Annotated in this window: 19 protein-coding genes and 1 riboswitch; of the genes, 5 read left to right on the forward strand and 14 right to left on the reverse strand. The window is 71.6% G+C overall.

What is annotated here, in order from left to right; all coding sequences use genetic code 11:
• Nucleotides 1-15: 15 nt before the first annotated feature.
• Nucleotides 16-591 (forward strand): dihydrofolate reductase family protein, encoded by a 576-nt coding sequence (locus tag ACIBH1_RS19135; RefSeq protein WP_397315121.1) that lies wholly within the window; start codon nucleotides 16-18, stop codon nucleotides 589-591.
• Complete coding sequence (locus tag ACIBH1_RS19140) at nucleotides 588-2117, forward strand: MFS transporter (RefSeq protein ID WP_397315122.1); 1530 nt, start codon at nucleotides 588-590, stop codon at nucleotides 2115-2117. The genes ACIBH1_RS19135 and ACIBH1_RS19140 overlap by 4 nt, the downstream gene beginning before the upstream one ends.
• A 51-nt stretch (nucleotides 2118-2168) precedes the next feature.
• Here the strand turns inward: ACIBH1_RS19140 and ACIBH1_RS19145 are convergent, their stop codons facing one another.
• The 6 genes from ACIBH1_RS19145 to gcvT form a co-directional block, all read right to left on the reverse strand.
• Nucleotides 2169-2456 carry a hypothetical protein gene (locus tag ACIBH1_RS19145; RefSeq protein ID WP_397315123.1) on the reverse strand — a complete coding sequence of 96 codons (288 nt, stop codon included), beginning with the start codon at nucleotides 2454-2456 and terminating at the stop codon, nucleotides 2169-2171.
• Between the two features lie 62 nt (nucleotides 2457-2518).
• The gene (locus ACIBH1_RS19150) at nucleotides 2519-5617 is read right to left on the reverse strand and encodes a BTAD domain-containing putative transcriptional regulator (RefSeq protein WP_397315124.1); all 3099 of its coding nucleotides are present in this window, start codon (nucleotides 5615-5617) and stop codon (nucleotides 2519-2521) included.
• A 27-nt stretch (nucleotides 5618-5644) separates the two neighbouring features.
• Complete coding sequence (locus ACIBH1_RS19155; RefSeq protein WP_397315125.1) at nucleotides 5645-5884, reverse strand: hypothetical protein; 240 nt, start codon at nucleotides 5882-5884, stop codon at nucleotides 5645-5647.
• A gap of 58 nt (nucleotides 5885-5942) precedes the next feature.
• Nucleotides 5943-7364 (reverse strand): L-serine ammonia-lyase, encoded by a 1422-nt coding sequence (locus ACIBH1_RS19160; protein WP_397315126.1) that lies wholly within the window; start codon nucleotides 7362-7364, stop codon nucleotides 5943-5945.
• 72 nt (nucleotides 7365-7436) lie between these two features.
• Nucleotides 7437-7826 carry a glycine cleavage system protein GcvH gene (gcvH, locus tag ACIBH1_RS19165; RefSeq protein ID WP_397315127.1) on the reverse strand — a complete coding sequence of 130 codons (390 nt, stop codon included), beginning with the start codon at nucleotides 7824-7826 and terminating at the stop codon, nucleotides 7437-7439.
• Nucleotides 7823-8908, reverse strand: a complete 1086-nt coding sequence (gene gcvT, locus ACIBH1_RS19170; protein ID WP_397315128.1) for a glycine cleavage system aminomethyltransferase GcvT — start codon at nucleotides 8906-8908, stop codon at nucleotides 7823-7825. Before gcvT ends, gcvH begins: the two co-directional genes overlap by 4 nt.
• Nucleotides 8909-9040: 132 nt before the next feature.
• Nucleotides 9041-9139, reverse strand: a riboswitch (glycine riboswitch).
• Between the two features lie 203 nt (nucleotides 9140-9342).
• Here gcvT and ACIBH1_RS19175 point away from each other — a divergent pair.
• Entirely contained in the window at nucleotides 9343-10176 is an 834-nt protein-coding gene (locus tag ACIBH1_RS19175) for a hypothetical protein (RefSeq protein ID WP_397315129.1), read from the forward strand.
• 66 nt (nucleotides 10177-10242) lie between these two features.
• Here ACIBH1_RS19175 and ACIBH1_RS19180 read toward each other — a convergent pair whose 3' ends face one another.
• The 7 genes from ACIBH1_RS19180 to ACIBH1_RS19210 form a co-directional block, all read right to left on the reverse strand.
• Entirely contained in the window at nucleotides 10243-11613 is a 1371-nt protein-coding gene (locus ACIBH1_RS19180; protein WP_397315130.1) for a M20/M25/M40 family metallo-hydrolase, read from the reverse strand.
• The gene (locus ACIBH1_RS19185) at nucleotides 11610-13871 is read right to left on the reverse strand and encodes a M4 family metallopeptidase (protein WP_397315132.1); all 2262 of its coding nucleotides are present in this window, start codon (nucleotides 13869-13871) and stop codon (nucleotides 11610-11612) included. Before ACIBH1_RS19185 ends, ACIBH1_RS19180 begins: the two co-directional genes overlap by 4 nt.
• 91 nt (nucleotides 13872-13962) lie before the next feature.
• Nucleotides 13963-14904, reverse strand: coding sequence for a LysR family transcriptional regulator (locus tag ACIBH1_RS19190; protein ID WP_397315133.1), 942 nt, complete (start codon nucleotides 14902-14904; stop codon nucleotides 13963-13965).
• Nucleotides 14905-14947: 43 nt separating this feature from the next.
• Complete coding sequence (locus ACIBH1_RS19195) at nucleotides 14948-15634, reverse strand: gamma-glutamyl-gamma-aminobutyrate hydrolase family protein (RefSeq protein ID WP_397315134.1); 687 nt, start codon at nucleotides 15632-15634, stop codon at nucleotides 14948-14950.
• 2 nt (nucleotides 15635-15636) lie between these two features.
• Nucleotides 15637-16401 (reverse strand): 3-oxoacyl-ACP reductase, encoded by a 765-nt coding sequence (locus tag ACIBH1_RS19200; protein ID WP_397315135.1) that lies wholly within the window; start codon nucleotides 16399-16401, stop codon nucleotides 15637-15639.
• A gap of 8 nt (nucleotides 16402-16409) precedes the next feature.
• Entirely contained in the window at nucleotides 16410-17705 is a 1296-nt protein-coding gene (locus ACIBH1_RS19205; protein WP_397315331.1) for an aldehyde dehydrogenase family protein, read from the reverse strand.
• A 44-nt stretch (nucleotides 17706-17749) separates the two neighbouring features.
• Nucleotides 17750-19051, reverse strand: coding sequence for a glutamine synthetase family protein (locus ACIBH1_RS19210; protein WP_397315136.1), 1302 nt, complete (start codon nucleotides 19049-19051; stop codon nucleotides 17750-17752).
• A gap of 140 nt (nucleotides 19052-19191) precedes the next feature.
• On the opposite strand from ACIBH1_RS19210, the gene ACIBH1_RS19215 reads away from it, so the two are divergent.
• Both ACIBH1_RS19215 and ACIBH1_RS19220 read left to right on the forward strand, forming a co-directional pair.
• Nucleotides 19192-19896 (forward strand): FadR/GntR family transcriptional regulator, encoded by a 705-nt coding sequence (locus ACIBH1_RS19215; protein ID WP_397315137.1) that lies wholly within the window; start codon nucleotides 19192-19194, stop codon nucleotides 19894-19896.
• Nucleotides 19896-22739: a BTAD domain-containing putative transcriptional regulator gene (locus ACIBH1_RS19220; protein WP_397315138.1), complete on the forward strand. Its 2844-nt coding sequence runs from the start codon at nucleotides 19896-19898 to the stop codon at nucleotides 22737-22739. The genes ACIBH1_RS19215 and ACIBH1_RS19220 overlap by 1 nt, the downstream gene beginning before the upstream one ends.
• Here ACIBH1_RS19220 and ACIBH1_RS19225 read toward each other — a convergent pair.
• Complete coding sequence (locus tag ACIBH1_RS19225) at nucleotides 22736-23356, reverse strand: hypothetical protein (protein WP_397315139.1); 621 nt, start codon at nucleotides 23354-23356, stop codon at nucleotides 22736-22738. The genes ACIBH1_RS19220 and ACIBH1_RS19225 overlap by 4 nt on opposite strands.
• Nucleotides 23357-23396: the final 40 nt, after the last annotated feature.

Consider the following 23396-nt stretch of genomic DNA (forward strand, 5'->3'; position numbering starts at 1 on the left):
ACCCGCCGTCCGCTCGTGGCGGTCCTGCTCACCTCGCTCGACGGGGTGGTGGAGGGCCCCGAGCGGTGGCAGTTCCCCTACCTCGACGCGGAGATCGGGGACGCCCTGCTCCGGCTGTACGCCCGGTCCGACACGCTCCTGCTCGGCCGGGTCACCTACGAGATCCTCGCCGCCGTCTGGCCCGCCAGGAGCGGCGAGCTGGCCGACCTGGCCAACGGCGTGGCCAAGGTCGTCGTCTCCACCACGCTGGAACGGGCCTGGTGGAGCAACTCCACCGTGTTCCGCGGGGAGCCCGCCGACGCCGTGAACGTTCTCAGACGCGGGCCGGGCCGGCAGATCACCGTCCTCGGCAGCGTCACCCTCATCCGCTCGTTGCTGCGCGCCGACCTGGTCGACGAGCTCCGCCTGCTGGTCCACCCGATCATCCTGGGCCGGGGCAGGCGGCTCTTCGACGAGTTCCCCCACGAGCGGGCGGGCGAGGTGCTGCGGCTGACCCTGGCAGGCCTGGCCGTCCATCGCGGCGCGGGCGTGCTGGACCTCCGGTACCGCCCGGCGCGACATCCCACTACCGAACGGAAGGATCCGACATGAGCACGACCCGGCTCGCCGGAAGGCGGGAATGGCTGGGGCTGGCCGTCCTGGCGCTGACCACGCTGCTGCTGTCGCTCGACGTCAGCGTGTTGTACCTGGCCATCCCCCACTTCAGCGCCGACCTGGGCGCGGACTCCGCCCAGCAGTTATGGATCATGGATGTCTACGCCTTCATGGTGGCCGGATTCCTGGTCACCATGGGCACGGTGGGCGACCGCATCGGCCGGCGACGGCTGCTGCTGATCGGGGCGGGCGCCTTCGGCCTGGCCTCTCTGGCGGCCGCCTACGCGTCCAGCCCCGAGATGCTCATCGCCATGCGGGCCCTGCTCGGCCTGGCGGGGGCGAGCCTCATGCCCTCCTCCATGGCCCTGCTGCGCACGATGTTCCAGGACCAGCGGCAGCTCAACACGGCCCTGAGCCTGTGGTTCAGCTGCTTCATGGTCGGCATGGTGATCGGGCCGCTGGTGGGCGGGGCGCTGCTGGAGCACTTCTGGTGGGGTTCGGCATTCCTGCTCGGAGTGCCGTTCATGGTGGTGTTGCTGATCCTGGGGCCGGTGCTGCTGCCGGAGTACCGGGCTCCTGGCGCGGGACGGCTGGACCTGGTGAGCGTGCTGCTTTCGCTCGCCGCGATCCTGCCCGTCGTGTACGGGCTCAAGAGCCTGGCCAGGCAGGGATGGGAACCGCTGCCCGCCGCCGCCCTGCTCGCCGGGGCCGTGATCGGCGTGGTGTTCGTCCGGCGCCAGCTCTCCTCGCCCCGCCCCCTGCTGGACCTGCGGCTGTTCGCCGACCGGGCGTTGTCGAGCACGATGGCGGTGCTGCTTCTCGGCGGCGTCGTCATGGCAGGGGTGTCGCTGCTGTTCTCCACCTTCCTGCAGGTGGTCGAGGGGCTGTCCCCGCTGCGGGCCGGGATGTGGATGGTGCCCCAGGCCGTCATGATGATCGTCGCGATGACACTCGCACCGGTGCTGGCCAGGCGCTTCCCCGTCCACCGGGTCATGGCGGCCGGGCTGCTGGTGAGCGCGGCGGGCCTGTTCCTGCACACCCAGGTCGACGGCGAGGGCAGCCTCGGGCTGCTGGTGACCGGGCTGTCTCTGGCCTCCGCGGGTCTCGCGGTGCCGATGGCGCTGGGCAACGGGCTCATCATGGGCTCGGTGCCGCAGGAGAAGGCCGGTACGGCTGCCGCGATGACCGAGACGGGAGGAGAGTTCGGCATCGCCATGGGCGTGGCCGCCTTCGGGGCGCTGGCGACCGCCGTCTACCAGGGCGCCCTGCCGGAGTGGGCGCCGCAGGCGGCACGGGAGAGCGTGGCGGCCGCCGCCGCGGCGGCGGCGACCATGCCCGACGGCGCGGCCCTGCTGGAGGCGGCACGCGATGCCTTCGCCGCCGGGCTGAACGCGGTGGCCTGGGTGAGCGTGCCGGTGTTCGCCGGACTGGCGGTGCTGGTGCTCCTCGCGCTGGGCCGGCCGCGGGCGCCGCGCGCGGGAGAGGCCAGACGGGAGGAGGCCGTCCCCGAACTCGTGGGCTGACACGACGGAAGCCGGGACCCGAGGGTGATCGGGTCCCGGCTTCGTGCGTCGTCAGCTCCAGTCGCGGCTCCCGGTCGACGTCACCCGGGTGCCGTCGGTCCCGGCCCCGGGCTCTCCGGTCACCCGGGTGCCGTCGGTCTCGCCGCCGGGCTCTGCGGTCACGCGGGTGCCGTCGGTCCCGGCGCCCGGCTCGCCCGTGACGCGGGTGCCGTCCGTGCCGACACCCGGATCACCGGTCACCCGGGTGCCCGCGGCGGCGGCCGAAGCGGAAACCCCGAGCGTCGCCACGGACAGAGCCGCCAGCAGCACACCCGCGGCGACACGCTTGCCAAACTTCATCATCGTCTGCCTTTCGCTGGAAAAATCGGCTTGCGAGCAGACGACATCACCAACGGCTGTCATTACGGCGTCGCGCCGGTGTCGCCACAGGTCGGAGGCACGTCGGACGGCGGCGCCACGTAGCCCGTGCGCCGCGCCAGCTCGTCGGCCAGCCGGGCGTAGCTCTCGGCCTCCACACCCCGCGACAGCTCCCGCAGGATGAGCAGCGCCTGGCACTCCAGCACCCGCCACGAGAAGCGCCGCGCCTGCTCCAGCCCCTCCGACGCCTGCGCACGGGCGGCCTCGCGCTCGCCCGCGGCCAGCAGGGTCAGCGCCAGCCCGAGCTGCGCCTCGGCCGCGATGGGCCGGTGCCCGAGCACCTCGGCGAGCTCACGCGCCTGCCAGTAGTGCTCCCGCGCGGCCGCGAGGTCTCCGCACACGCGCAGCACGTGGGCCCTGGCCCGCAGCGCGGACGCGGCGACGGCCGAGCGTCCGGCCTTCCTGCCCACCTCCATCGCCCGCCGGGCGAAAGAGCCGGCCGCGTCGAGATCGCCCTCATCGGCGGCCAGGAGGGCGGCGTCGGCCAGGACGAACCCGGTGTGCCGGTCGTCGTCCATCGCCAGGCACGCCCGGATCTCCTCGCGTGCCTGCTCCGCCCGGCCCAGAAACCGGTAGGCGTTGGCCAGGTTGTGCCGCGTCGCCCGCCGGATCGACGGGGAACGGGTTACCTCGCCGCTCTCCGTCGCGTGCCGTACGGCCGGCGCCAGCTCGCCCAGCCGGACCAGGACACCCGACAGGTTCAGCAGCGCGATGTCCAGCAGGGGCGGCGGACCGATGGTGCGCAGGACGTCGATGCCCTCCTGGATGGAGTCGCGGGCCCGCAGGCACTCGCCCTGATCGTCGAGGGCGAGCCCGATGTTGACCAGCGTGATGCCCTCGCCCAGCCGGTGACCGGCGGCGCGGAAGTGCGTCAGGGCCCGGCTCCCCAGCTCCGCGGCCTTGGCGGCGTGGCCGCGGGTCTGCTCAAGGGCGCCGTGGCTCTGGTACATCACGGCCATGGCGTCGTGGTCGCCCTCGGTCCTGGCGGCCTCCAGGCCGGTGGCGACAGCGGTGCGCCAGTCGGCCAGGTGCTGCTCCGACGACAGGTACAGGCGCAGGCCGTCGGCCAGGTGCCAGGCCCGTGGGCGCAGCGCCGGGTCGGCCGCGCTGGCGACGAGGGCGGCCATGAGGTTGTCGCGTTCGCCGTCCAGCCAGGCCATGGCGCTCGCCGCGTCGGGGAAGGCGCTCTCGTCGACCGGGCGCGGCAGGCGGGTCAGCGGGGTGTGGCGGAAGCGGATGGCGGCGTCGAGCAGGTGCTGGTAGCGGTCGAGCAGGCGGGTGAGCGCGGCGGGCGCGTCGTGGTCTCGCTCGACCTGCTCGATGGCGTAGAGGCGGAGCAGGTCGTGGAAGGCGTAACGTCCGGGGGCGGGCCGGTGGAGCAGGCTGGCGTCGGCGAGCATCTCCAGGACGGTGGCGCCGGGGACGATGGCGCCGGGGACTGTGGCGCCGGGGACGGCGGTGTCCGTTCCCAGGAGCGCCCCGGCCGCGTCGGAGGTGAAGTCGCGGCCCGGCACCACGCCGAGCCGCCTGAACAACGTCTGCGCCACCGACGGCAGGCCCCGATAGGCCTGGGCGAAGGAGGCGCGTACGGCGGTGCTCGGGTCTCCCGCCGCGGCCAGGCCCAGGGCGCCCTCGCGTGAGCCGAGCCGGTCCGCCAGCGCGGCGACGGTCAGGTCCGCCCGCGCGGCGACGTTGGCGGCGGCGATCCGCAGGGCCAGCGGCAAATATCCGCACAGCTCGGCCAGTCGCCGCACCTGCTCGGCCGGCTCGCCCGGGGCGTCGAGGAGGCTGGTGATCAGCGTCGCCGCCTCGTCGGGCGGCAGCACGTCGAGGGTGATCGCGGTGCCGCCCTGCAGCGCCGCCAGGCCCGCCAGCGCCGTACGGCTCGTCACGATCACCGCGCTGCCCGCCGTACCGGGAAGCAGCGGCCGGACCTGCTCGGCGTTGCGCGCGTCGTCGAGGAGCAGCAGGATCTGCCGGTCTCGCAGGGCCGAGCGCAGCGCGGCGGCGCGTTCGTCGGCGCCGTCGGGCATCTCGGCGGGCCGTACCCCGGCCAGGCGCAGCAGGGCGCCGAGCACCTCGGCCGGCGGCCTGGGGCGCAGGGACGCGCCGTGCAGCGCGACGAACCACTGGCCGTCGGGGAAGTGCGAGCTGAGACGGTGGGCCAGGTGCACGGCGAGCGCCGTCTTGCCCACGCCCGGAGGGCCGCTCAGCGCGGTGATCGGGACCCGCTGCCGGTCGAGCAGGACCCGGCCGGCCCGGTCGAGGGCCTCCCGGCGGCCGACGAAGGGGTAGACGTCGAGCGGCAGCTGGGCGTGGACCTGCCAGCCGTCGTCGGCCCGCTCATCGGCCGCGGCCAGGGCGGGGTCGGAGATCAGGATGGCCTGGCGCAGGTCGCGCAGCTCGGGCGAAGGGTCCAGGCCGAGCTCGGTGGCGAGCTGGCCGGCCAGGTCGTCGTAGGCGGCCAGGGCGTCGGCCTGCCGCCCCGAACGGTACAGCGCGATCATGAGATGCCGCCATAACCGTTCGCGCAGCGGGTGCTCGCGGGTGAGGGTGGCCAGGCGGGGGAGCACCGCCGCATGGTCACCGGCCGCCAGCCGGGCTTCGAGCAGCAGGTCGAGGGCCTGCAACCGCTCCTCCACCAGGCCGGGCACCACATGGCGCGCCAGCCACGTCGAGCTCAGCCCCGACAGCGGCTCACCAGCCCACAGCTCGTCGGCGCGGGTGAGCAGGTCGATGCGGGCGGCCTGGCCGGTGACCTGCCGGGCGTCGGCGACCAGCAGCCGGAAGGTGTCGAGGTCGACCTCGTCCGGTTTGGCGGTCAGGGAGTAGCCGTGCGGGTGGGTGGTGATGCGTTCCCTGCCGAGAACGGCGCGCAGCCGCCTGACGTAGGTCTGCACGGTGCCCTTGGGATCCTCCGGCGGGTCTTCGTCCCACAGGGCGTAGATCAGCTCGTGCCAGGGCACCACCCGGTTGGTCCGCACGAGGAGGACGGCGAGCAGCGTGCGGAGCTGGTTCGCCGAGAGGGGCACCGGTTGCCCGGCGCGCGTCACCTCCAGCGGCCCCAGGATGCCGAACCGCACTGTGCCTCCCCCGGCGAGCGCCCGCCCTCAGCACTCGATGACGTTGACCGCGCGCCCTCCCCGCGACGTCTCCTTGATGCCCCATTCGGCGGCGAGCTCGTCCCGAGTGAAGGTCCGCATGGGGGAAGGATCGCTGGCGTTTTCCATGATGGCGCGCATTGCCTGCTGGCGACCAACCTCACGGCGCAGTCTTCGAACCTCAGCCTTGAGGGCCTCGTATTCGTCACGAGGGATGGTGATGACCTCGTCGTGCCGGTGCGCCGTCATACCCCTAACGGTACCTGCCCGCTGCGACAGATTACGGGCGCAGCGGGCAGCCAAGAGGTCAGCACTCGACGATGTTCACGCCGATCTCCAGATCCTCGTCGGCATCAGCTTCGATCACGTTGACGGCCAGGCCGCCTCGGGAGGTTTCCTTGTAGCGGCTGGACATGTCCGCGCCGGTGGTGCGGACCGTGTGAATCGCCTTGTCGAGCGAGACGAAGTGCTTGCCGTCGCCGCGCAGGGCGATGCGCGCGGCCGTGATCGCCTTGATGGACGCCACGGCGTTGCGCTCGATGCAGGGGATCTGCACCAGCCCCCCGATCGGGTCGCACGTCAGCCCGAGGTTGTGCTCGATCCCGATCTCCGCCGCGTTCTCCACCTGCTCGGGCGTTCCCCCGAGCACTTCGGTGAGCCCCGCGGCCGCCATGGAGCAGGCCGATCCGACCTCGCCCTGGCAGCCGACCTCGGCGCCGGAGATGGACGCGTTCTCCTTGAACAGCACGCCGACGGCGGCGGCGGTGAGCAGGAAGCGGATCACGCCGTCGTCGTCGGCGCCGGGGACGAAGCGGTTGTAATACGTGAGCACCGCGGGGATGATGCCCGCCGCCCCGTTGGTGGGAGCGGTGACGATGCGCCCGCCGGCGGCGTTCTCCTCGTTGACCGCGAGGGCGAACAACGTCACCCAGTCCATGGTCTGCAGGGAGTCGGCGGCGGGGGATTCGGACTGCAGCTTGCGGTGCAGGTGGTGGGCGCGGCGCTTGACCTTGAGCCCGCCGGGGAGCACGCCTTCGGTCCTGGTGCCGCGCTCGACGCATTCGGTCATGACGCGCCAGATGTTGAGCAGCCCCGAGCGGATCTCGGCGACGGAGCGGCCGAAGGCCTTCTCGTTCTCCATCATGAGCCCGGAGATCGACAGGCCGGTCTCCGAGCAGTGGGCGAGCAGCTCGGTGGCGGTGGTGAAGGGGTGGGGCAGGACGGTGTCGTCGGGCTTGATGCGGTCGGCGCCGGCGGCGTTCTCGTCGACGACGAAGCCGCCTCCGACGGAGTAGTAGATCTTCTCGTGCAGCACGGAGCCGTCGGCGGTGAAGGCGGTGAACTTCATGCCGTTGGGGTGGCCGGGAAGGGAGATCTTCCGTTCGAAGACGAGGTCCTCGCCCACGACGAAGGGGATGGTGTGCTTGCCGAAGAGCTCGATGGTGCCGCTGGAGCGCATGGCGGCCAGGCGGTCGTCGATGCTGTCGACGTCGACCAGTTCGGGCTTCTCGCCGGACAGGCCCAGCAGCACGGCCTTGTCGCTGCCGTGGCCCTTGCCGGTCAGGCCGAGCGAGCCGTACAGGATGGCTTCGACACGCGCGACCGAGCCGAGCTGGCCGTCGGCCTCGAGGCCGCGGGCGAACTTGTGCGCGGCGGCCATCGGGCCGCCGGTGTGCGAGCTCGACGGGCCGATGCCGATCTTGAAGAGGTCGAAGACGCTGATCGCCATTGACTTGCGCCTTTCAAAGAAGGAGGGGGTTCCGGGGCCACCGACCCGGCGGCCCCGGGACAAAGCCAGAAATCAGGAGTCGCCCGAGGTGAGGGCGGTGTACTCCTGGGCGGACAGCAGGTCCTCGGGATCACCCTCGACGCGCACGCGGAACATCCAGCCCTCGCCGTACGGGTCGGTGTTGACCAGGTCGGGCTTGTCCACGACGGCCTGGTTGACCTCGACGACCTCGCCGCCGACGGGCGCGTAGATCTCGCTCACCGACTTGGTCGACTCGACCTCGCCCACGGAGTCGCCGGGCTGGACGCTCGCGCCGACGTCGGGAAGCTGCACGTAGACCACGTCGCCGAGCGCTTCGGCGGCGAAGGCGGTGACGCCAACGGTCACGGTGAGGCCGTCATCGAGGCCGGCCACCCACTCGTGTTCCTTGGTGTAGCTGAGGTCGTCAGGGATGTTGCTCACTTGTTCCTCCTGTAAAAGGGCAGCTCAACCAGGTCCATAGGCTCATGGCTGCCCCGGATGTCAACGGCTAGGCCGTCGGAGACCTCTGTGTCGACGTAGGCCATCGCGATGGGCTTGCCCAGGGTGGGCGAAGGCGCGCCGCTGGTGACCTCGCCGACCGTCTGGTCGCCGACCACGACCGGGAACCCGTGGCGCGGGATCCGGCGGCCCCGGGCGACGAGGCCGACCAGCCGGCGCCTGGGCGCGCTGTCTCGCAGCGGCTCCAGGGCGGCCCTGCCGACGAAGTCTCCGGGCTTGTCGAATTTCACCACCCGACCCAGTCCGGCGTCGAACGGGGTCAGCGATTCGTTCAGCTCATTGCCGTACAGGGGCATACCCGCTTCGAGGCGGAGCGTGTCACGGCAGCTCAGGCCCGCGGGGATCATGCCGTACGGCTCGCCGGCCTTCGTCAGCTCGCCCCAGAGCGCCACGGCGTCCTGGCCGTCGACGAACAGCTCGAAGCCGTCCTCGCCGGTGTATCCGGTGCGGGCGATGAGCGCCGAGACGCCGGCGACGGTGCCGGGCAGCCCCGCGTAGTACTTCAGCGAGGGCAGGTCGGCGTCGGTCAGCGAGGAGAGGATCTCCTGCGAGCGCGGCCCCTGGACGGCTATGAGCGCCCACTGGTCGGAGCGGTCGTCGACGACGGCGTCGAAGTTCTTGGCGCGGTTGGTCAGCGCCAGCGCGACGGAGCGGTAGTTGGAGGCGTTGGCGACGACCATGAACTCCTCGTCGGCCAGGCGGTAGACGATGAGGTCGTCGAGCACGCCGCCGGCCGGATTGGTGATCATGGTGTAGCGGGCGCGGCCGGGCGTCAGCGCGGACAGGTGGCCGACCAGCGCGTAGTCGAGGGCCTCACCCGCCTGCGGGCCGGTCACGAAGATCTCGCCCATGTGGGAGAGGTCGAACAGGCCTGCCGCCTCGCGCACGGCGCGGTGTTCGGCGGACTCGCTTCCGTATCGCAGCGGCATCAGCCAGCCGGCGAAGTCGGTCAGGGTCGCGCCGAGACTCTCGTGGACGTCTCGCAACGGTGTCGGTCGGGACATGTTCGCACCTCAGAGGCAGGGTCGGATGCCAGGATCCTCCCCCTCTGTCATGATGCCTGAGAGTTTCGCCTGGTTGTTTGCCAGACTTTCACCTTCGGCGAGGCCCGGACGGCCTGCTTTCCAGAGGTCACCCTGGCCCGTACGGTCCTTTGCCTTGAGAGGTTCGCGGGGAGGGCTTGCTCCTTCAGGGGCCCTGACCGGATTGTCAGGACACTCTCCCGCACGGGTTCATCGGTGTCACCCCTAAGCCTAGTGGAATCCCCATCAGGGCGGAACGGCCGCGCGCGGGTCGCGAAGGCCGATCCCCTCAGCCTTCGCGCGCGGGGAGACGGCCTCACCGCCGCGAAGCGCGCCAGGCAGAGGCCTGCGATCCCGGCGCGCGCATGACTCGCAGTAAATCGAACCCCGGCGAGGCCGGATACGTCTTGAGGAGCATGCGCGCACTCGCACTCGCCGTCCTCGTCCTGGTGACCGCCTGCGGCGCCGAAGCGTCCGCCCAGAGGCCCGGCCGCTACGCCGCCGACGCCATCACCGTGCTGGAGAGCCCCGCCCACGGCCCGCAGCTGTGCTCGTTCGTGGCCGAGTCGTACCCGCCGCAGTGCAGCGGGCCCGACGTGGTCGGCTGGGACTGGTCGAAGGTCCGCCACGAGAGCGCCAACGGAACGAGGTGGGGCAGCTACCGGGTCGTCGGCACGTGGGACGGCTCCCGCCTGACGCTGACCGAGCCGGCGGGGGAGGCGCGCAGGCCCGCGGTGCAGGAGCAGCGGTTCACCTCGCCGTGTCCCGCGCCCGAGGGCGGCTGGCGGCCCTCCGACCCGGCCAAGGCCACGCAGGAGGCGCTCCAGGCGACCCAGCAGCGGCTGGAGGGCGAGCCTTCGGTGGGCGGGGTGTGGCTGGACCAGAGCTATCTCGACGCGATCCCGGGCTACGACGGCAGCAAGCCGGAATGGGCGGAGAAGTACGCCAACGATCCGACCAAGCTGGTGCTCAACGTGAAGTTCACGGGCGATCTGGCGGGCAGGGAGGCGTGGATCCGCGAGACGTGGGGCGGACCGCTGTGCGTGAGCCAGGCCCGGCGCTCCGAGGCGGAGCTGCGGCGTGTCCAGGAGTCGCTGGGCGAGGGCTACGTCCACACGTCCGTCGACATCATGAGGGAGCAGGTGACCGCCGGGGTCTGGGTGGCCACGGAAGAACTCCGGCACCGGCTCGACGCTGAGCACGGTGCCGGAGTCGTGATGCTCGAACCGGTGCTGAAGCCGGTCGATTAGGGAACCGCGTGGCCGCAAACCCCCAGCCCGAGACCACGCGGTCGCTCTGTTTCCCCAGAGGTTTCCCTAGAGGCGCTGCCAGAGGGCCGGCACGTTGGGCGGCTCCCATCCCGGCAGCGAGGTGTGCCCTTGCAGGCACCGGTAGCTCACGCCCTGGTAGGTCACCGTGGCACCGGCCTGGTAGGCGGTGTACGGCGCCCAGCTCGTCTCGCCGCCGCCCCCGCCGACCGTCAGCGAGAAGGTGACCGAACGATCGACGGTGGCCCCGTCGGCGCTGAGCGTGATCGGATAGGTCCCGGCGGGCACCGAGGCGCCCACCGCGATCGAGACGGCCGAGGACTGCCCCGACTGGATGGACGCCGGGCTGAACGACACCGAGACGCCCGCGGGCGCTCCCGACGACGACAGTGCGACGGTCTGGGCGTTGCCCGAGGTCACCTGGGTGGCGACCGTGGCCGACGCCGACTGCCCGGCCGAGACCGTGGCCGACGACGGGCTGACCGTCATCGAGTAGTCGTTGCCGGGCGGGTTGACGGTTCCCACCGCCAGCGCCCACAACACGTGCGCGGCCGCGTCGGCGTTGCGGTCCAGCGCCGTGGTGTTGACGTTGGACGGGTAGGTGTCGCAGGCCGAGTGGTAGCACCGGTCGAACGACTGGTTGGCCTGGCCGCCCCACTTGGCCGCCTGGGCCGCCGTCTTGCGTTCCGAGGCGCCGGTGAACACGCCGCCCACGCGCACGCCCGCGCTCTTGAACGGGGCGTGGTCGCTGCGGCCGTCGCCGACGCGCTCCGGCTCGGTCGGCACGCCGATGGAGGAGTAGTAGGAGTTGAACAGCTGCTGCAGGGCCGCGTCGTCGTCGTAGACGAAGTAGCCCGGGTTGGGCGAGCCGGTCATGTCGAAGTTGAGGTAGGCCTCGACCCCGGACGCCCCGCCGTTCTGCACGTAGTAGCGGGAGCCGACCAGTCCCTGCTCCTCGGCTCCCCACCAGGCGAAGCGCACGTGCCTGGTCAGGGAGGGCCGCTGGGCGGACAGGGCCAGCGCGACCTCCAGCAACGACGAGCTGCCGGTGCCGTTGTCGTTGATGCCGGGGCCCGACGCGACGCTGTCGAGGTGGGCGCCCAGCATGACTGTCGGTCCCGTGGGGCCGGAGGGCCAGTCGGCGATGAGGTTGCTGCCGCCGGTGAAGGACTGCACCCGGGTGGTGTAGCCGGCGGCGTCGAGCCTGCCCTTGATGTAGTTCAGGGAGGCGGTGAAGCCGGGACGGCCGGAGGCGCGGTTGCCCCCGTTGGCGCCGGCGATCGACTGCAGCTGGCTCAGGTGGGCGGTGATGTTCCCGACGGGGATGTCAGGAGCGGCCGCCTTCGCAGAGGCAGGTGCGGACAGGCAGGTCAGCGCCAGCGCGGCGGCCAGCGCCGACCCGAGGATTCGCCTGATCACAGCCGCTGCCACAGGGCCGGGGTGTTCGGCGGCTCCCAGCCCGGCAGGGAGGTGTGGCCCTGCAGGCACCGGTAGTTGACGCCGTTGTAGGAGACCTGGGCGCCCACCGCGTAGGCGGTCCACGGCTGCCAGGTGGTGCCCTGGCCGCCGGTCACCGTCAGGCTGAAGGTCGCGCTCCTGTCGGCCGAGGTCCCGTCACCGTTGACGGTGATCGAGTAGGTGTTCGGCGCGACCGAGGCGCCGACCGAGATGGACACGGTCGAGGACTGGCCCGACTGGATGGTCTGCGGGCTGAACGACACGGTCACGCCGGCCGGTGCGCCGGAGGCGCTGAGCGAGACGGACTGGGCGCTGCCCGAGGTCACCTGGGTCTGGACGGTTGTGCTGGTGGATCCGCCCGCCGCGACCGAGGCCGAGGAGGGGCTCAGGCCCAGCGTGTAGTCGTTGCCCTGCGACTGGCCGACGGTCAGCGAGTAGCCCGCCTGCCGGTCCACGGTGGCTCCGTCGGCGTTGACGGTGACCGAGTGGGTGCCCTGCGGGCTGGAGGCGGAGGTCGACAGCGTCAGGGTCGAGGTCTGGCCGGCGCTGATGGTGGCCGGGCTGAACGAGGCGGTCACGCCGGCGGGCAGCGTGCCGGTCGACAGCGTGATCTGCTGCGCGGAGCCGCTGGTCACGGTGGTCCTGACCGTGGTCGTGACGCTCTGGCCCGGCTGGGCGCTGCCGGCGGCGGGGTCGAGCGACAGCGAGTAGTCGTTGCCCTGCGTGGAGCAGGTCGGGTCACCGGCGCGCGGGCCGAGGTTGATGCCCTTCCAGGCCTCCAGCACCACGTTGAACTCGGTGCAGCTGGGGGCGAACAGGGTCTTGGCGGCGTTCAGCGTCGCGACGCGGGCCTTGAGGTGGGTCCACGGCGAGGTCTTGTTGTTCAGCGCGGTCATGAAGACCTGGCCGGCCTTCTGGATGCCGATGCCGGTGATCGCCGGGCCGTTGTCGCAGCGGGTGCTGGCGCTGGTGCCCGCGGCGGTGAGCACGAACCAGTGGTTCTGCGGGCCGGCGCCGGCGTGCACCTCGGGGAAGGAGCCGGTGTAGCAGTTGGGGTGGCCGAGCGCCGACGGGTTGGCCATGTTGCGGATGGCGCCGCCGGGGCCGCTGCCGAGGCCGGTCTCCTCGCCGACCAGCCAGTCGGCCGGGTCGTTGGGGTTGTTGGCGAACGACTCGGTCAGCGCGCCGAAGATGTCGCCGGTGGACTCGTTGAGGCCGCCGGACTCGTTGCCGCCTCCGGCGCCGCCGGGGGTGGTCTGGAAGATGGCGTGGCCGTACTCGTGGCCGACGACGTCCATGGGGTTGAGCTGCTTGCGGGCCGCGCCGGTCTTGCCGTTGTGGCCGTAGTTGGTGAAGCTGCCGTTCCAGTAGGCGTTGGCCTCGTTCAGCCCCACCCGGGCGGGGAAGGTGCCGCCGCTGCCGTTGACGCCGTTGCGGCCCAGCCACTGGCGCAGCATGTCCCATTCCTTCTGCGCGGCGTAGAGCACGTCGGCGCAGGCGGTGGGCAGGTCGGTGGCGCCGCCGTTGCCGAGCACGCCGCCCTGCAGCGTGTAGGCCTGGCCGGACTGGTTGCCGCACGACAGGCCGGGGCGCGTGCTGTCGCTCGACGTCGAGCCGGCGTCGATGGTCACGGTGCCGTTGTGGTGGCCGTTGCCGGTGGCGTCGCGGACCAGGTCGTAGCTGTCGATGACCTTGCCGGTCTGGGCGTCGACGTAGACGTGCAGGACGCTGGGCTTGGCACTGGTGACGACGCTCTCCCAGGCCAGCACCGGCTTGCCGGTGGTGACGTGGACGAGGAGCCTGGGCGTGCTGACGCCGGTGGCCCTGCGCAGCTGGGCGCGCGCGGTGACGGCCGCGGTGGCGGCGCTGATCGCGGGCGTGGTGGACAGGTCGATCTGCGCCTGCTGGCCGGTGGTCACGGAGTTGATGACCTGGCCGGACGCGTCGGTGCCGACGACGACCTCGCCGCCGTGGACCGGCAGGCCCTTGTAGGTCCGGTTGTAGGTCATGAACTGCAGGCCCTTGACGCCTTCGACGGCGGAGGCGAGGTGGAAGTCCTCCTCGGCGGAGGCCTGCACGCTGGAGAGCACGCCCTGGCTGGTGGTGATGGCCAGCTCCCGGGGCGGCGGATCGGACTGGGCCTGCGCGCTCGGCGAGCCCAGATGGGTGAGGGCCAACGCGAGCACGGCGGCAGCCCCCAATTTGATCTTGGGGTTCACTGGTGGCTCCTTGTGGGGGGTGATTGAGCAGCTCCCAGTGGACACCGCGCGTTCGAAGACCGGTAACCCAACAATTTGTCATAACGCGGGGCTATAGCGGCTTGTGCCGCCTCAACCAGGCCCGATAGTCGGGGCTGCGCAGCGCCTCGGCCCAATAGGTCTTGGTCACCGCCTGCACCAGGTCCTTGGAGTGCGGCTCCATCGGCCCCTGCTCGGTCCAGCCCAGCAGGTGGGTGAACCGCAGCGGCGAGTCCTTCAGCGGCCGGATGACGATGCGCTCGCGGGCCGGTCCGCTGGCCTGGAAGAGCCCGACGCAGCGGCCCTCCGAGATCAGGTCCAGGGCCACGTCCACGGTGACGCCGTAGGCCACGCGCGGGGTGAAGCCGTAGGCGGCGCACGTGTCCCAGAAGTGTTCGCGCGGGGCGGCGTCCAGCACGCCCGGTTGTGCCCAGGCCTCGGGCGCCAGGTCGGTGAGGTCGATCTCGTCACAGCCGGAGAGGGGGTGCTGGGCCGAGAGCCCCACGAAGATCGGTTCTGTGGCGATGTGGGCGTAGGCGGTGCCGTGCGGCGCGGTCATCTCGTGGCCCGGATACTCGTCGAGGCTGGCCAGCTCGATGCGGGCCGACTCCAGCAGGCCGGGGATGACCTCCGTCGACTCCTCGGTGCGCAGGCTGACCTGGGCGTCGGGTAACAGCCCGTGCAGGCTGCGCGCGACCATGCCGGCCAGCCTGGTCAGCGCGCAGGCGACCCGGATGTGCGCCGAGTTGCCCGCGAAGCGCCTGGTGCTGCGTTCGAGGTCGTCGAAGGCCGGCAGCAGCGACCTCGACCTGGACAGCAGCCAGGCGCCGAGCGCGGTGGGATGGGCGCCGTCGTGCCCGCGCTCGAACAGGCGCCCGCCGAACATGCGCTCGATGCGGCGCAGCTGCGCGGCCAGGGCGGGCTGCGACATGCCCATCGTCGCCGCCGCCTTGGAGATGCTCCCGGTGTCGGCGATCGCGCACAGCACTCTCAGGTGACGAACCTCGAGCTCCACGACACCGAGTTTATTAGTAAAGAACCTTTAGAGTAAGACCCAATTAACAAGCGGTGACCAGGGCTTCGAACAGGTGGCAGTCTTCCGCCGCCTCCGGATGCCACTGCACCGCCAGGGCGAAGGCCCGGCCCTCGATCTCGACCGCCTCGATCGTGCCGTCGTCGGCGTGGGCGGAGACGGTCAGCCCGTCGCCCAGCCGGTCGATGGCCTGGTGGTGATAATGGGGCACCGTCGGGTTCGCCGGCAGGATGCCCGCCAGCTTCGTACCCGGCACGATCTTCACCGGCGCCTGGCCGAAGGTCGCGGGGGCGGGGGAGTGGCCCTCGTGGCCCACCACGTCGGGCAGGTGCTGGTGGAGCGAGCCGCCCAGGGCGACGTTGAGCACCTGCAGGCCACGGCAGATCCCCAGGTAGGGGATGCCGCGGTCGAGGGCGCTCTCCAGGATCGCGAACTCCGCCGCGTCGCGGAACTCGCGGACGTAGCCGACCCGCGGGTGCGGCGCCGTGCCGTACCTGGACGGATCGATGTCGCCGCCGCCCGCCAGGATCAGCCCGTCGAGCCGCGCGGGCAGCTCGGACGGGTCTCCGGCGGGCGGGATGAGCACCGGCTGGCCGCCCGCGCGCACCACCTGCTCCACATACATGTACGGCAGCAGCGCGACCTTCATGTCCCACACGGTGAAGCGCGCGGGCTCGACGTAGCAGGTGATGCCGATGACGGGGCGGCTCATGGCTACAAGGGTGTCACGTAGGCGCCGGAGATGCCGCCGTCGACCAGGAACTCCGCCCCGGTGATGAAGGAGGCGTCGTCGGAGGCCAGGAAGGCCACCGCGGCCGCGATCTCCGAGGCCTCGGCGAAGCGGCCGACCGGGATGTGCACCAGGCGGCGCTGGGCCCGCTCCGGGTCCTTGGCGAACAGCTCCTGCAGCAGCGGGGTGTTGACCGGTCCTGGGCACAGCGCGTTGACGCGGATGCCCTCGCGCGCGAACTGCACGCCGAGCTCGCGCGACATCGCCAGCACGCCGCCCTTGGAGGCGGTGTAGGAGATCTGCGAGGTCGCCGACCCCATCACCGCGACGAAGGAGGCGGTGTTGATGATCGAGCCCTTGCCCTGCCGCCGCATGTACGGGATCACGGCCTTGCAGCACAGGTAGACGCTGGTCAGGTTGACCTCCTGGACCCGGCGCCACGCGTCGATGCCGGTCTCCAGGATCGAGTCGTCGTCGGGAGGCGAGATGCCCGCGTTGTTGAAGGCGATGTCGACGCTGCCGTAGGTCTCGAACGCGGTGAGGTACATGCGCTCGACGGCGTCGGCGTCGGTCACGTCGGCCTCGACGAAGATCCCGCCGACCTCGGCCGCGACCTTCGTGCCCGCCTCCTCGTCGACGTCGACGCAGACGACCTTCGCGCCCTCCTCGGCGAATCTCCTGGCGGTCGCCAGGCCGATGCCGCTGCCCGCGCCCGTGATGACGGCGACGCGGTCCTGCAAACGGTGCATGCTCTCACTCATTCCGTGGAAATGAAGACGTTCTTGGTCTCGGTGAAGGCGTCGAGCGCGTCCGCGCCCAGCTCCCTGCCCAGGCCCGACTGCTTGAAGCCGCCGAACGGGGTCCAGTAACGCACGCTGGAGTGCGAGTTCACGCTCAGCGCACCGGACTCCACCGCCCGCGCCACGCGCAGGGCCCTGCCCACGTCCCTGGTCCAGATGGAGCCGGACAGTCCGTAGGGGGTGTCGTTGGCGATCTCGACGGCGTGCGCCTCGTCGCGGAAGGGCACCACCGACACGACAGGCCCGAAGATCTCCTCGGTGAAGGCCCGGTCGTCGAGCGAGGAGATCAGCACGGTCGGCGGGAACCAGTACCCCCTGCCCGTGGGGCAGTGGCCGGTGACGTACGGCTCGCGGTCGACGAAGCCCCTGACGCGCTCGAGGTGCTCGGCGCTGATGAGCGGCCCCATCTCGGTCTCGGGCGAGAGCGGGTCGCCGACCTTGACCTGTCGTACGGCACGCGCGAGCCGTTCGAGGAACTCGTCGTGCACGTCCTGCTGCACCAGGATCCGCGAGCGGGCGCAGCAGTCCTGGCCCGAGTTGTCGAAGACGGCGTACGGCGCGGTCGTGGCGGCCTTGTCGAGGTCGGAGTCGTTGAAGACGATGTTGGCCGACTTGCCGCCGAGCTCCAGGGTCAGCCGCTTGACCTGCCTCCCGCACGAGGCGGCGATCTGCCTGCCCACCTCGGTCGAGCCCGTGAACACGATCTTGGCCACGTCGGGGTGCTCCACCAGGCGGGCGCCCGCGACCTCCCCTGCTCCAGGCAGCACCTGGAGCACCCCCTCGGGGAGGCCCGCCGCCAGGGCCAGCTCGGCCAGCCTCAGCGCCGTCAGCGGGGTCCACTCGGCGGGCTTGACGATCACCGTGTTGCCCGCCGCGAGAGCCGGGGCGACGCCCCAGGTCATGATCACCATCGGGAAGTTCCACGGCACGATGACGCCGACGACGCCCAGGGGCTCCTGGAAGGTGACGTCCACGCCGGCGGGCACCGGGATCTGGCGCCCGTGGTGGCGCTCGGGCGCACCGGAGTAGAAGGTGAGCACGTCGCGCACGTTGCCCGCCTCCCAGCGGGCGTTGCCGATCGGGTGTCCGGAGTTGCGGACCTCGAGCCGGGCCAGCTCCTCGGCGTGCTCCTCGACCAGCGCGGCGAACCGCCGCAGCAGCCTGGCCCGCTCGCCTGGCGCGGTCTCGCGCCAGGCGCGGAAGGCCGTCCTGGCGACGGAGACCGCGCGGTCGACCTCGGACGCGTCGGCCATCTCGATGTCGGCGACGACCTCTTCGGTCGCCGGGTTGATGATCTTCAAAGTCGTTCGAATCCCCTGAACAGTTCCCAGTCCGTGACCGCGGCGTCGAAGGCGGCCAGTTCCACGCGCGCGTTGTTGGCGTAGTGGGCGACCACCTCGTCGCCGAAGCTCTCGCGCGCCAGCTTGGAGGCCTCGAAGAGGGCCAGCGCGTCGCGCAGCGTATGCGGGACGCTCTCGGCGCCGCTGGCGTAGGCGTTGCCCGTGAAGGGCTCCTCCAGCGTCAGCTCGTTGTCGATGCCGTGCAGCCCGGCGGCGATCAGCGCGGCGACCGCCAGGTAGGGGTTGACGTCGCCGCCCGGCACCCGGTTCTCGATCCTGAGCGAGTCGCCGTGGCCCACCAATCGCAGCGCGCAGGTGCGGTTGTCCACACCCCACTTGATTGCGGTCGGGGCGAAACTGCCGGGCACGTATCTCTTGTAGGAATTGATGTTCGGGGCGTAGAGCAGGGTGAGTTCCCGCAGGCAGGCGAGTTGCCCGGCGATGAATCGAGCACCGAGCTCGGAAAGTCCGAAAGGCCGGTCTCCGGCCATAATTGGCTCATTATCCACAGATCTCAGCGAGATGTGGATATGACAGGAATTGCCCTCACGCTGATTGGGCTTGGCCATGAAGGTGATCGACCGGCCCTCCTGGGCGGCGATCTCCTTGGAGCCATTCTTGTAGATCGCGTGGTTGTCGCAGGTGCGCAGGGCCGTGTCGTAGCGGAAGGCGATCTCGTGCTGGCCCAGGTTGCACTCGCCCTTGGCCGACTCGACGTACATGCCCGCGCCCTCCATCTCCAGCCGGATGCGCCGCAGCAGGGGCTCGACGCGGGCCGTACCGAGAAGGGAGTAGTCGACGTTGTACTGGTTGGCCGGGGTCAGGTCGCGGTAGGCGCGCCGCCAGGCCTCCTCGTAGGAGGTGTCGAAGACGACGAACTCCAGCTCCGTGCCGACGTAGGCGGCCAGGCCCCGCTCGGCCAGCCGGTCGAGCTGCCTGCGCAGGATCTGGCGCGGCGAGGCCACCACGTCGGCGCCGTCGTTCCAGACCAGGTCGGCCATGGCCATGGCCGTGCCCTCCTGCCAGGGCACCAGCCGCAGGGTCGACAGGTCGGGTCGCATCATGAAGTCGCCGTAGCCGCGCTCCCACGACGACATCGCGTAGCCGCCGACGGTGTTCATCTCCACGTCGACCGCGAGCAGGTAGTTGCAGCCCTCGGAGCCGTGTTTCAGCACCTCGTCGAGGAAGAATCGCGCCGACAGGCGCTTGCCCTGCAGTCGTCCCTGCATGTCGACGAGCGCCAGCAGGACCGTGTCCACACGCCCGGCCGACACCTCATGTCGTAGTTCGTCGAGAGATATCACCTGCGGAGAGCTCCCGTTCCCGATTAATGGGCTAGTGTTAGACCATTGAGGTGCATCCCGGGAGCCGTTGTCAAGTGGAAGATTCCGCGCGTCTGATGACGATGCTGCGCCCCGTGCGGGCCGGCAACGCCTTCGAGGAGACCGTCGAACGGCTCCTGCAGGCGATCAAGCTCGGCGTCGTCCCGCCGGGGGAGAAACTCCCGCCGGAGCGCGAGCTCGCCGTCCAGCTCGGCATCAGCCGCGTCACCCTGCGCGAGGCCATCAGGGCGCTGCAGGACGCGGGCTTCCTCGACGTACGGCGGGGCAGGTACGGCGGCGCCTTCGTGACCTACCAGGCGCCCGCCCCCGGCACCGGAGACCTGAAGCGCGTCATCGCCGACATGGGCACCGACGACCTGGCCGACGCCCTGACCTTCCGCATGGCCGTCGAATGCGGCGCCGCCCAGGTCCTGGCGGTCATGGACCTGACCCAGGACCAGCGCGACACCCTCAGCCGCCGCCTGGAGGAGCTCAACCACGCCTGCCCCGAGGACTACCGCCGCCTCGACACCGCCTTCCACCTGTCGATCGCCGAGCTCACCGGCTCGCCGCTGCTGGCCGCCGCCTGCGCCGACGCGCGCATGCGGGTCGGCGACCTGCTCAACGCCATCCCGATGCTGCAGGTCAACATCGATCACGCCGCCACCCAGCACGCCGCCATCGTCACCGCGATCCTCGGCGGCGACCCCGAGGCCGCACGACGGGCCGTGGCCGAACACCTTGACGGAACCGCCGCCCTGCTAAGAGGCTTTCTGTCCTGATGACGGCGATCCGCTTCCAGGTGCTCGGTCCGTTGCGCGCCTGGCGGGGCGACGCGGAGATCGAGCTGGGCACGGCACGACAGCGCAGGGTGCTGGCCGTCCTCCTGCTGGGCGCAGGCCGCACCGTCACCGTCTCCGAGCTCGTCGACACCGTGTGGGGCGAGAGCGCACCCGCCTCGGTGATCAACGTCATCCAGACCTACGTCGGCCGCCTGCGCAGGGCCACCGGCGACCCGAGCTGGTTACGCACCACCTCCACCGGCTACCAGGTCGACCCCGACCGGTGCGACCTGGACCTGCTCGACTTCCGCGACCTGGCGGAGCGCGGGCAGCCGGTGGAGGCGCTGGCCCGATGGACCGGGCCGCTGCTGGCCGACCTCGGCCCCGAGGTGCGGGGCAGCGCCCAGGCGCTCGGCGTGGCCAGGGAACGGCTGCGCGTGCTCGACGAGGCCGCCGAGCTCGCCCTGCTCCACGACAGGGCCGCCCAGGTCCTGCCGCACCTGCGCGCCACCGCCGCCGAGGAGCAGCTCAACGAAGGCGTGCACGCCCATCTCATGCTCGCCCTGGCCGCCACCGGCGCCCAGGCCGAGGCCCTGGCCGTCTACGCCGACATCACCGGCCGCCTCGACGACCAGCTCGGCATCGACCCCTCGCCCCGGCTGCGCGAGGCCCACGTCCGGGTGCTCAGGCAGGCCGCCCAGCCGCCGCCGGAACAGCCCAAGGACTTCTGGCGCGGCCGCCGCCCACCGCCCGTCGACCTCGTCGGACGCGAGCACGACCTCGACTCCCTGGCCAGGCTGCTGGCTGACCACCGCATCGTCACCCTCGTCGGCCCCGGCGGCGCGGGCAAGAGCGCGCTCGCCTTCGCCCTGGCCCGCCGGTCACGCCGCGTCGCCGTCCTCGAACTCGGGCCCCTGCCCGCCACAGCCGACCTGGAGATCCTCACCGGGATCCTGGACGTCGACGACCTCGACGACGACGAGCTCCTGGTGCTCCTCGACAACGTCGAGCACCTCACGCGTACGGCGGGGCAGCTGGTGGAGCGGCTGCTCGGCGCCTACCCGGGCCTGACCGTGCTGGCCACCTCACGCCAGCCCCTGGGCGTCTCCGGCGAGGTGTTGTGGGACGTGGCGCCGCTTGCCGTACGCCCTGCGGTCGAGCTGTTCGTGCGCCGCGCCCGCCAGCACAGCCCGGCGCTCGCCCCCGACCTCGTCCTGGCGGCCGAGCTGTGCACCCGCCTCGACGGCATCCCGCTGGCCGTCGAGCTCGCCGCGGCGCGCCTGCGCACCATGTCCGTGCGCGACCTGCTCGACCGCCTGCACGACCAGCTCGGCCTGCTCGGGGGCGAGCGCTTGACCCTGCCGCACCAGCAGTCCATCGTCTCGTCCGTCGAGTGGAGCATCGCCCTGCTGGACGAGCACGAGCGGCTGCTCCTGACCCGGCTCAGCGTCTTCGCCGGCTCGTTCGACCTGCGGGCGGCCGAGGCCGTGGGCGGCGGCGCGCGCGTCGCGGAGCTGCTCGGCCACCTCATCGACCGCTCACTGGTGCAGGCGCAGCGGGGCGAGGAGTACTCCTACCGCATCCTCGTCCCGATCCGCGACGCCTGCCGCGCCCTGGCCGGCCGGGACGAGCTGAACTCCGCCCGCGACGCCCTCCTGCTGCACCTCCGCTCGCTGGCCGGCGACTCGACCGGTACTGAGCTGGCCGACCGGCTGCACACCCGGTTCGCCGACCTGATGGCCGCGCTCGACTGGGGACTGCGGCCCGACGGGCCGGCCCTGCGCGAAGGCGTGGAACTGCTCACCCTGGCCAGACCGCTGTGGGACCGCGACATCGGCCAGATCGACGCCGTGCGCCGCTGGACCGGCCAGGCGCTCGCACGGCAGGCAGAGCTCGAACCCGAGCTGCGCGGACGGCTGCTGCAATGGGCCGGGCGCCTCGCCTACATGGCCGACCGGCTGCCCGAGGCGCGAGACCGGCTCACCCGGGCGCTCGACTTCCTCACCGACCCGGCCGCCCGCGCCGACGTGCTCCTGGGCCTGGCCGCCGTCAGCGACGTGCTGCTCGACGACGACGCCGCCGACCTCGCCCGCGCGGCCGTCGAGGCCGCCCGCCGTACCGGCGACGACGCCAGGATCGTCGACGCCTGCGCCGGAGCCGCCGTGATCCTGGCCTGGCGCGGCCACATCGACGAGGCCGACCGGTCGGTGCGCTCGGCCTACGAGGCCGCCGAGGACAGCGGCCTGCCCTCCGACCGCTGCCGCTGGGTCCACGCCCTGGTGGCCCTGCGCGCCGGACGCCTCGCCGAGGCGGGACAGACCGCCGACCTCGTGCTCGAGCGCGGCGGCGCCCCCAACACCGTCATCCAGGCGCAGATCTGCAAGGCCTGGACCCGCGTCCTGACCGGCCTGGTCGACGAGGCGCTGGAGATCCTCGACGAGGCCGCCGAGCTCAGCGCCAGGACCGGCTGGACCACGCTCGTCCCCGAGATCCTCGAGACGCGCGCCCACGCCCACCGCCGCGCCGGCCGCCACGAGGAGGCCAGGGCGGCGCTGGTCGAGTGCCTGCGCGCCGGGCTGCCGCTCAACGACCTCGGCACCCTGTTCCGCGCGGTCCACCTGGCCGCCCTGATGGCGACCGAGAACCACGACCGCGCCGCCGAGACCCTGCAGGCGATGGCCGTCACCTGCAGGGCCCGCATCCGTTACGAACCCTGGCCCCTGCGGGCCGAGGACGTCAGCGGCTGGGAGGCACGGCCGGCGGTTGCCGTGCCTCCCGATGCCGCCCCCCGTGCCGACCTGGTGGGGAAGGCCGCCAGGTCGGTGCTTCACCATTTCTCCTAGGGCCATGCTCTCGGGGTCATGCACAAGTACAGAGTCCCGTCACATGGCATCTCCTCGTGAACCAGATCCCCGGTCTCCAGGCGGGCCGCCACCCCGAGCCCGCCTCGCCTGACCACCTTGGCCAGGTGGCGCATGTCCAGCAGATCCCGGGTGCGGGCGTCGAGCATCGGAGAGTGGGCCGTGCCGTTGCCGCCCTCGTCGAGAATGAGACCCCCGTCCGTCTCGACCTCGGCGGCCTCGTAGAGGGAGTCCACGTCCGGCTCGTTCGCGCGGGCGATGGACACCCTGATCCTGGGTGCCGGCTCCTCCTCCGTGGGCCAGTTCAGCACCTGCAGCGTCGTCCACTCGGAGCCGCATGCCTGGCTCCGGTGGATCAGCAACCTCACCTTGGCGCCGTTGGCGAGCTCCGAGCTCATCGATCCGGCGACCATCGCGCTGTCCATGCACAGACCGGCGGGACCGGACGTCGTCGTCGCGCTGAGCCCGTCGCACGACAGCTCGGTCGGGCCTTCCCCGAAGTCCTCGCACTGCACCGCTGCCCCCGCCGCTGCTGGCTGCGCCCCTGTGACGGCGCCTGCCAGCACCGCCGCCGCCAGCAGGGCCATGACCTTCCGCATGTACCGTGTCTCCCTTTGTTCTGGGCCCCCGCGCAAAAGC

Origin of the sequence: Nonomuraea sp. NPDC050663, assembly GCF_044456985.1 — a bacterium.
Taxonomy (GTDB): Bacteria; Actinomycetota; Actinomycetes; order Streptosporangiales; family Streptosporangiaceae; genus Nonomuraea.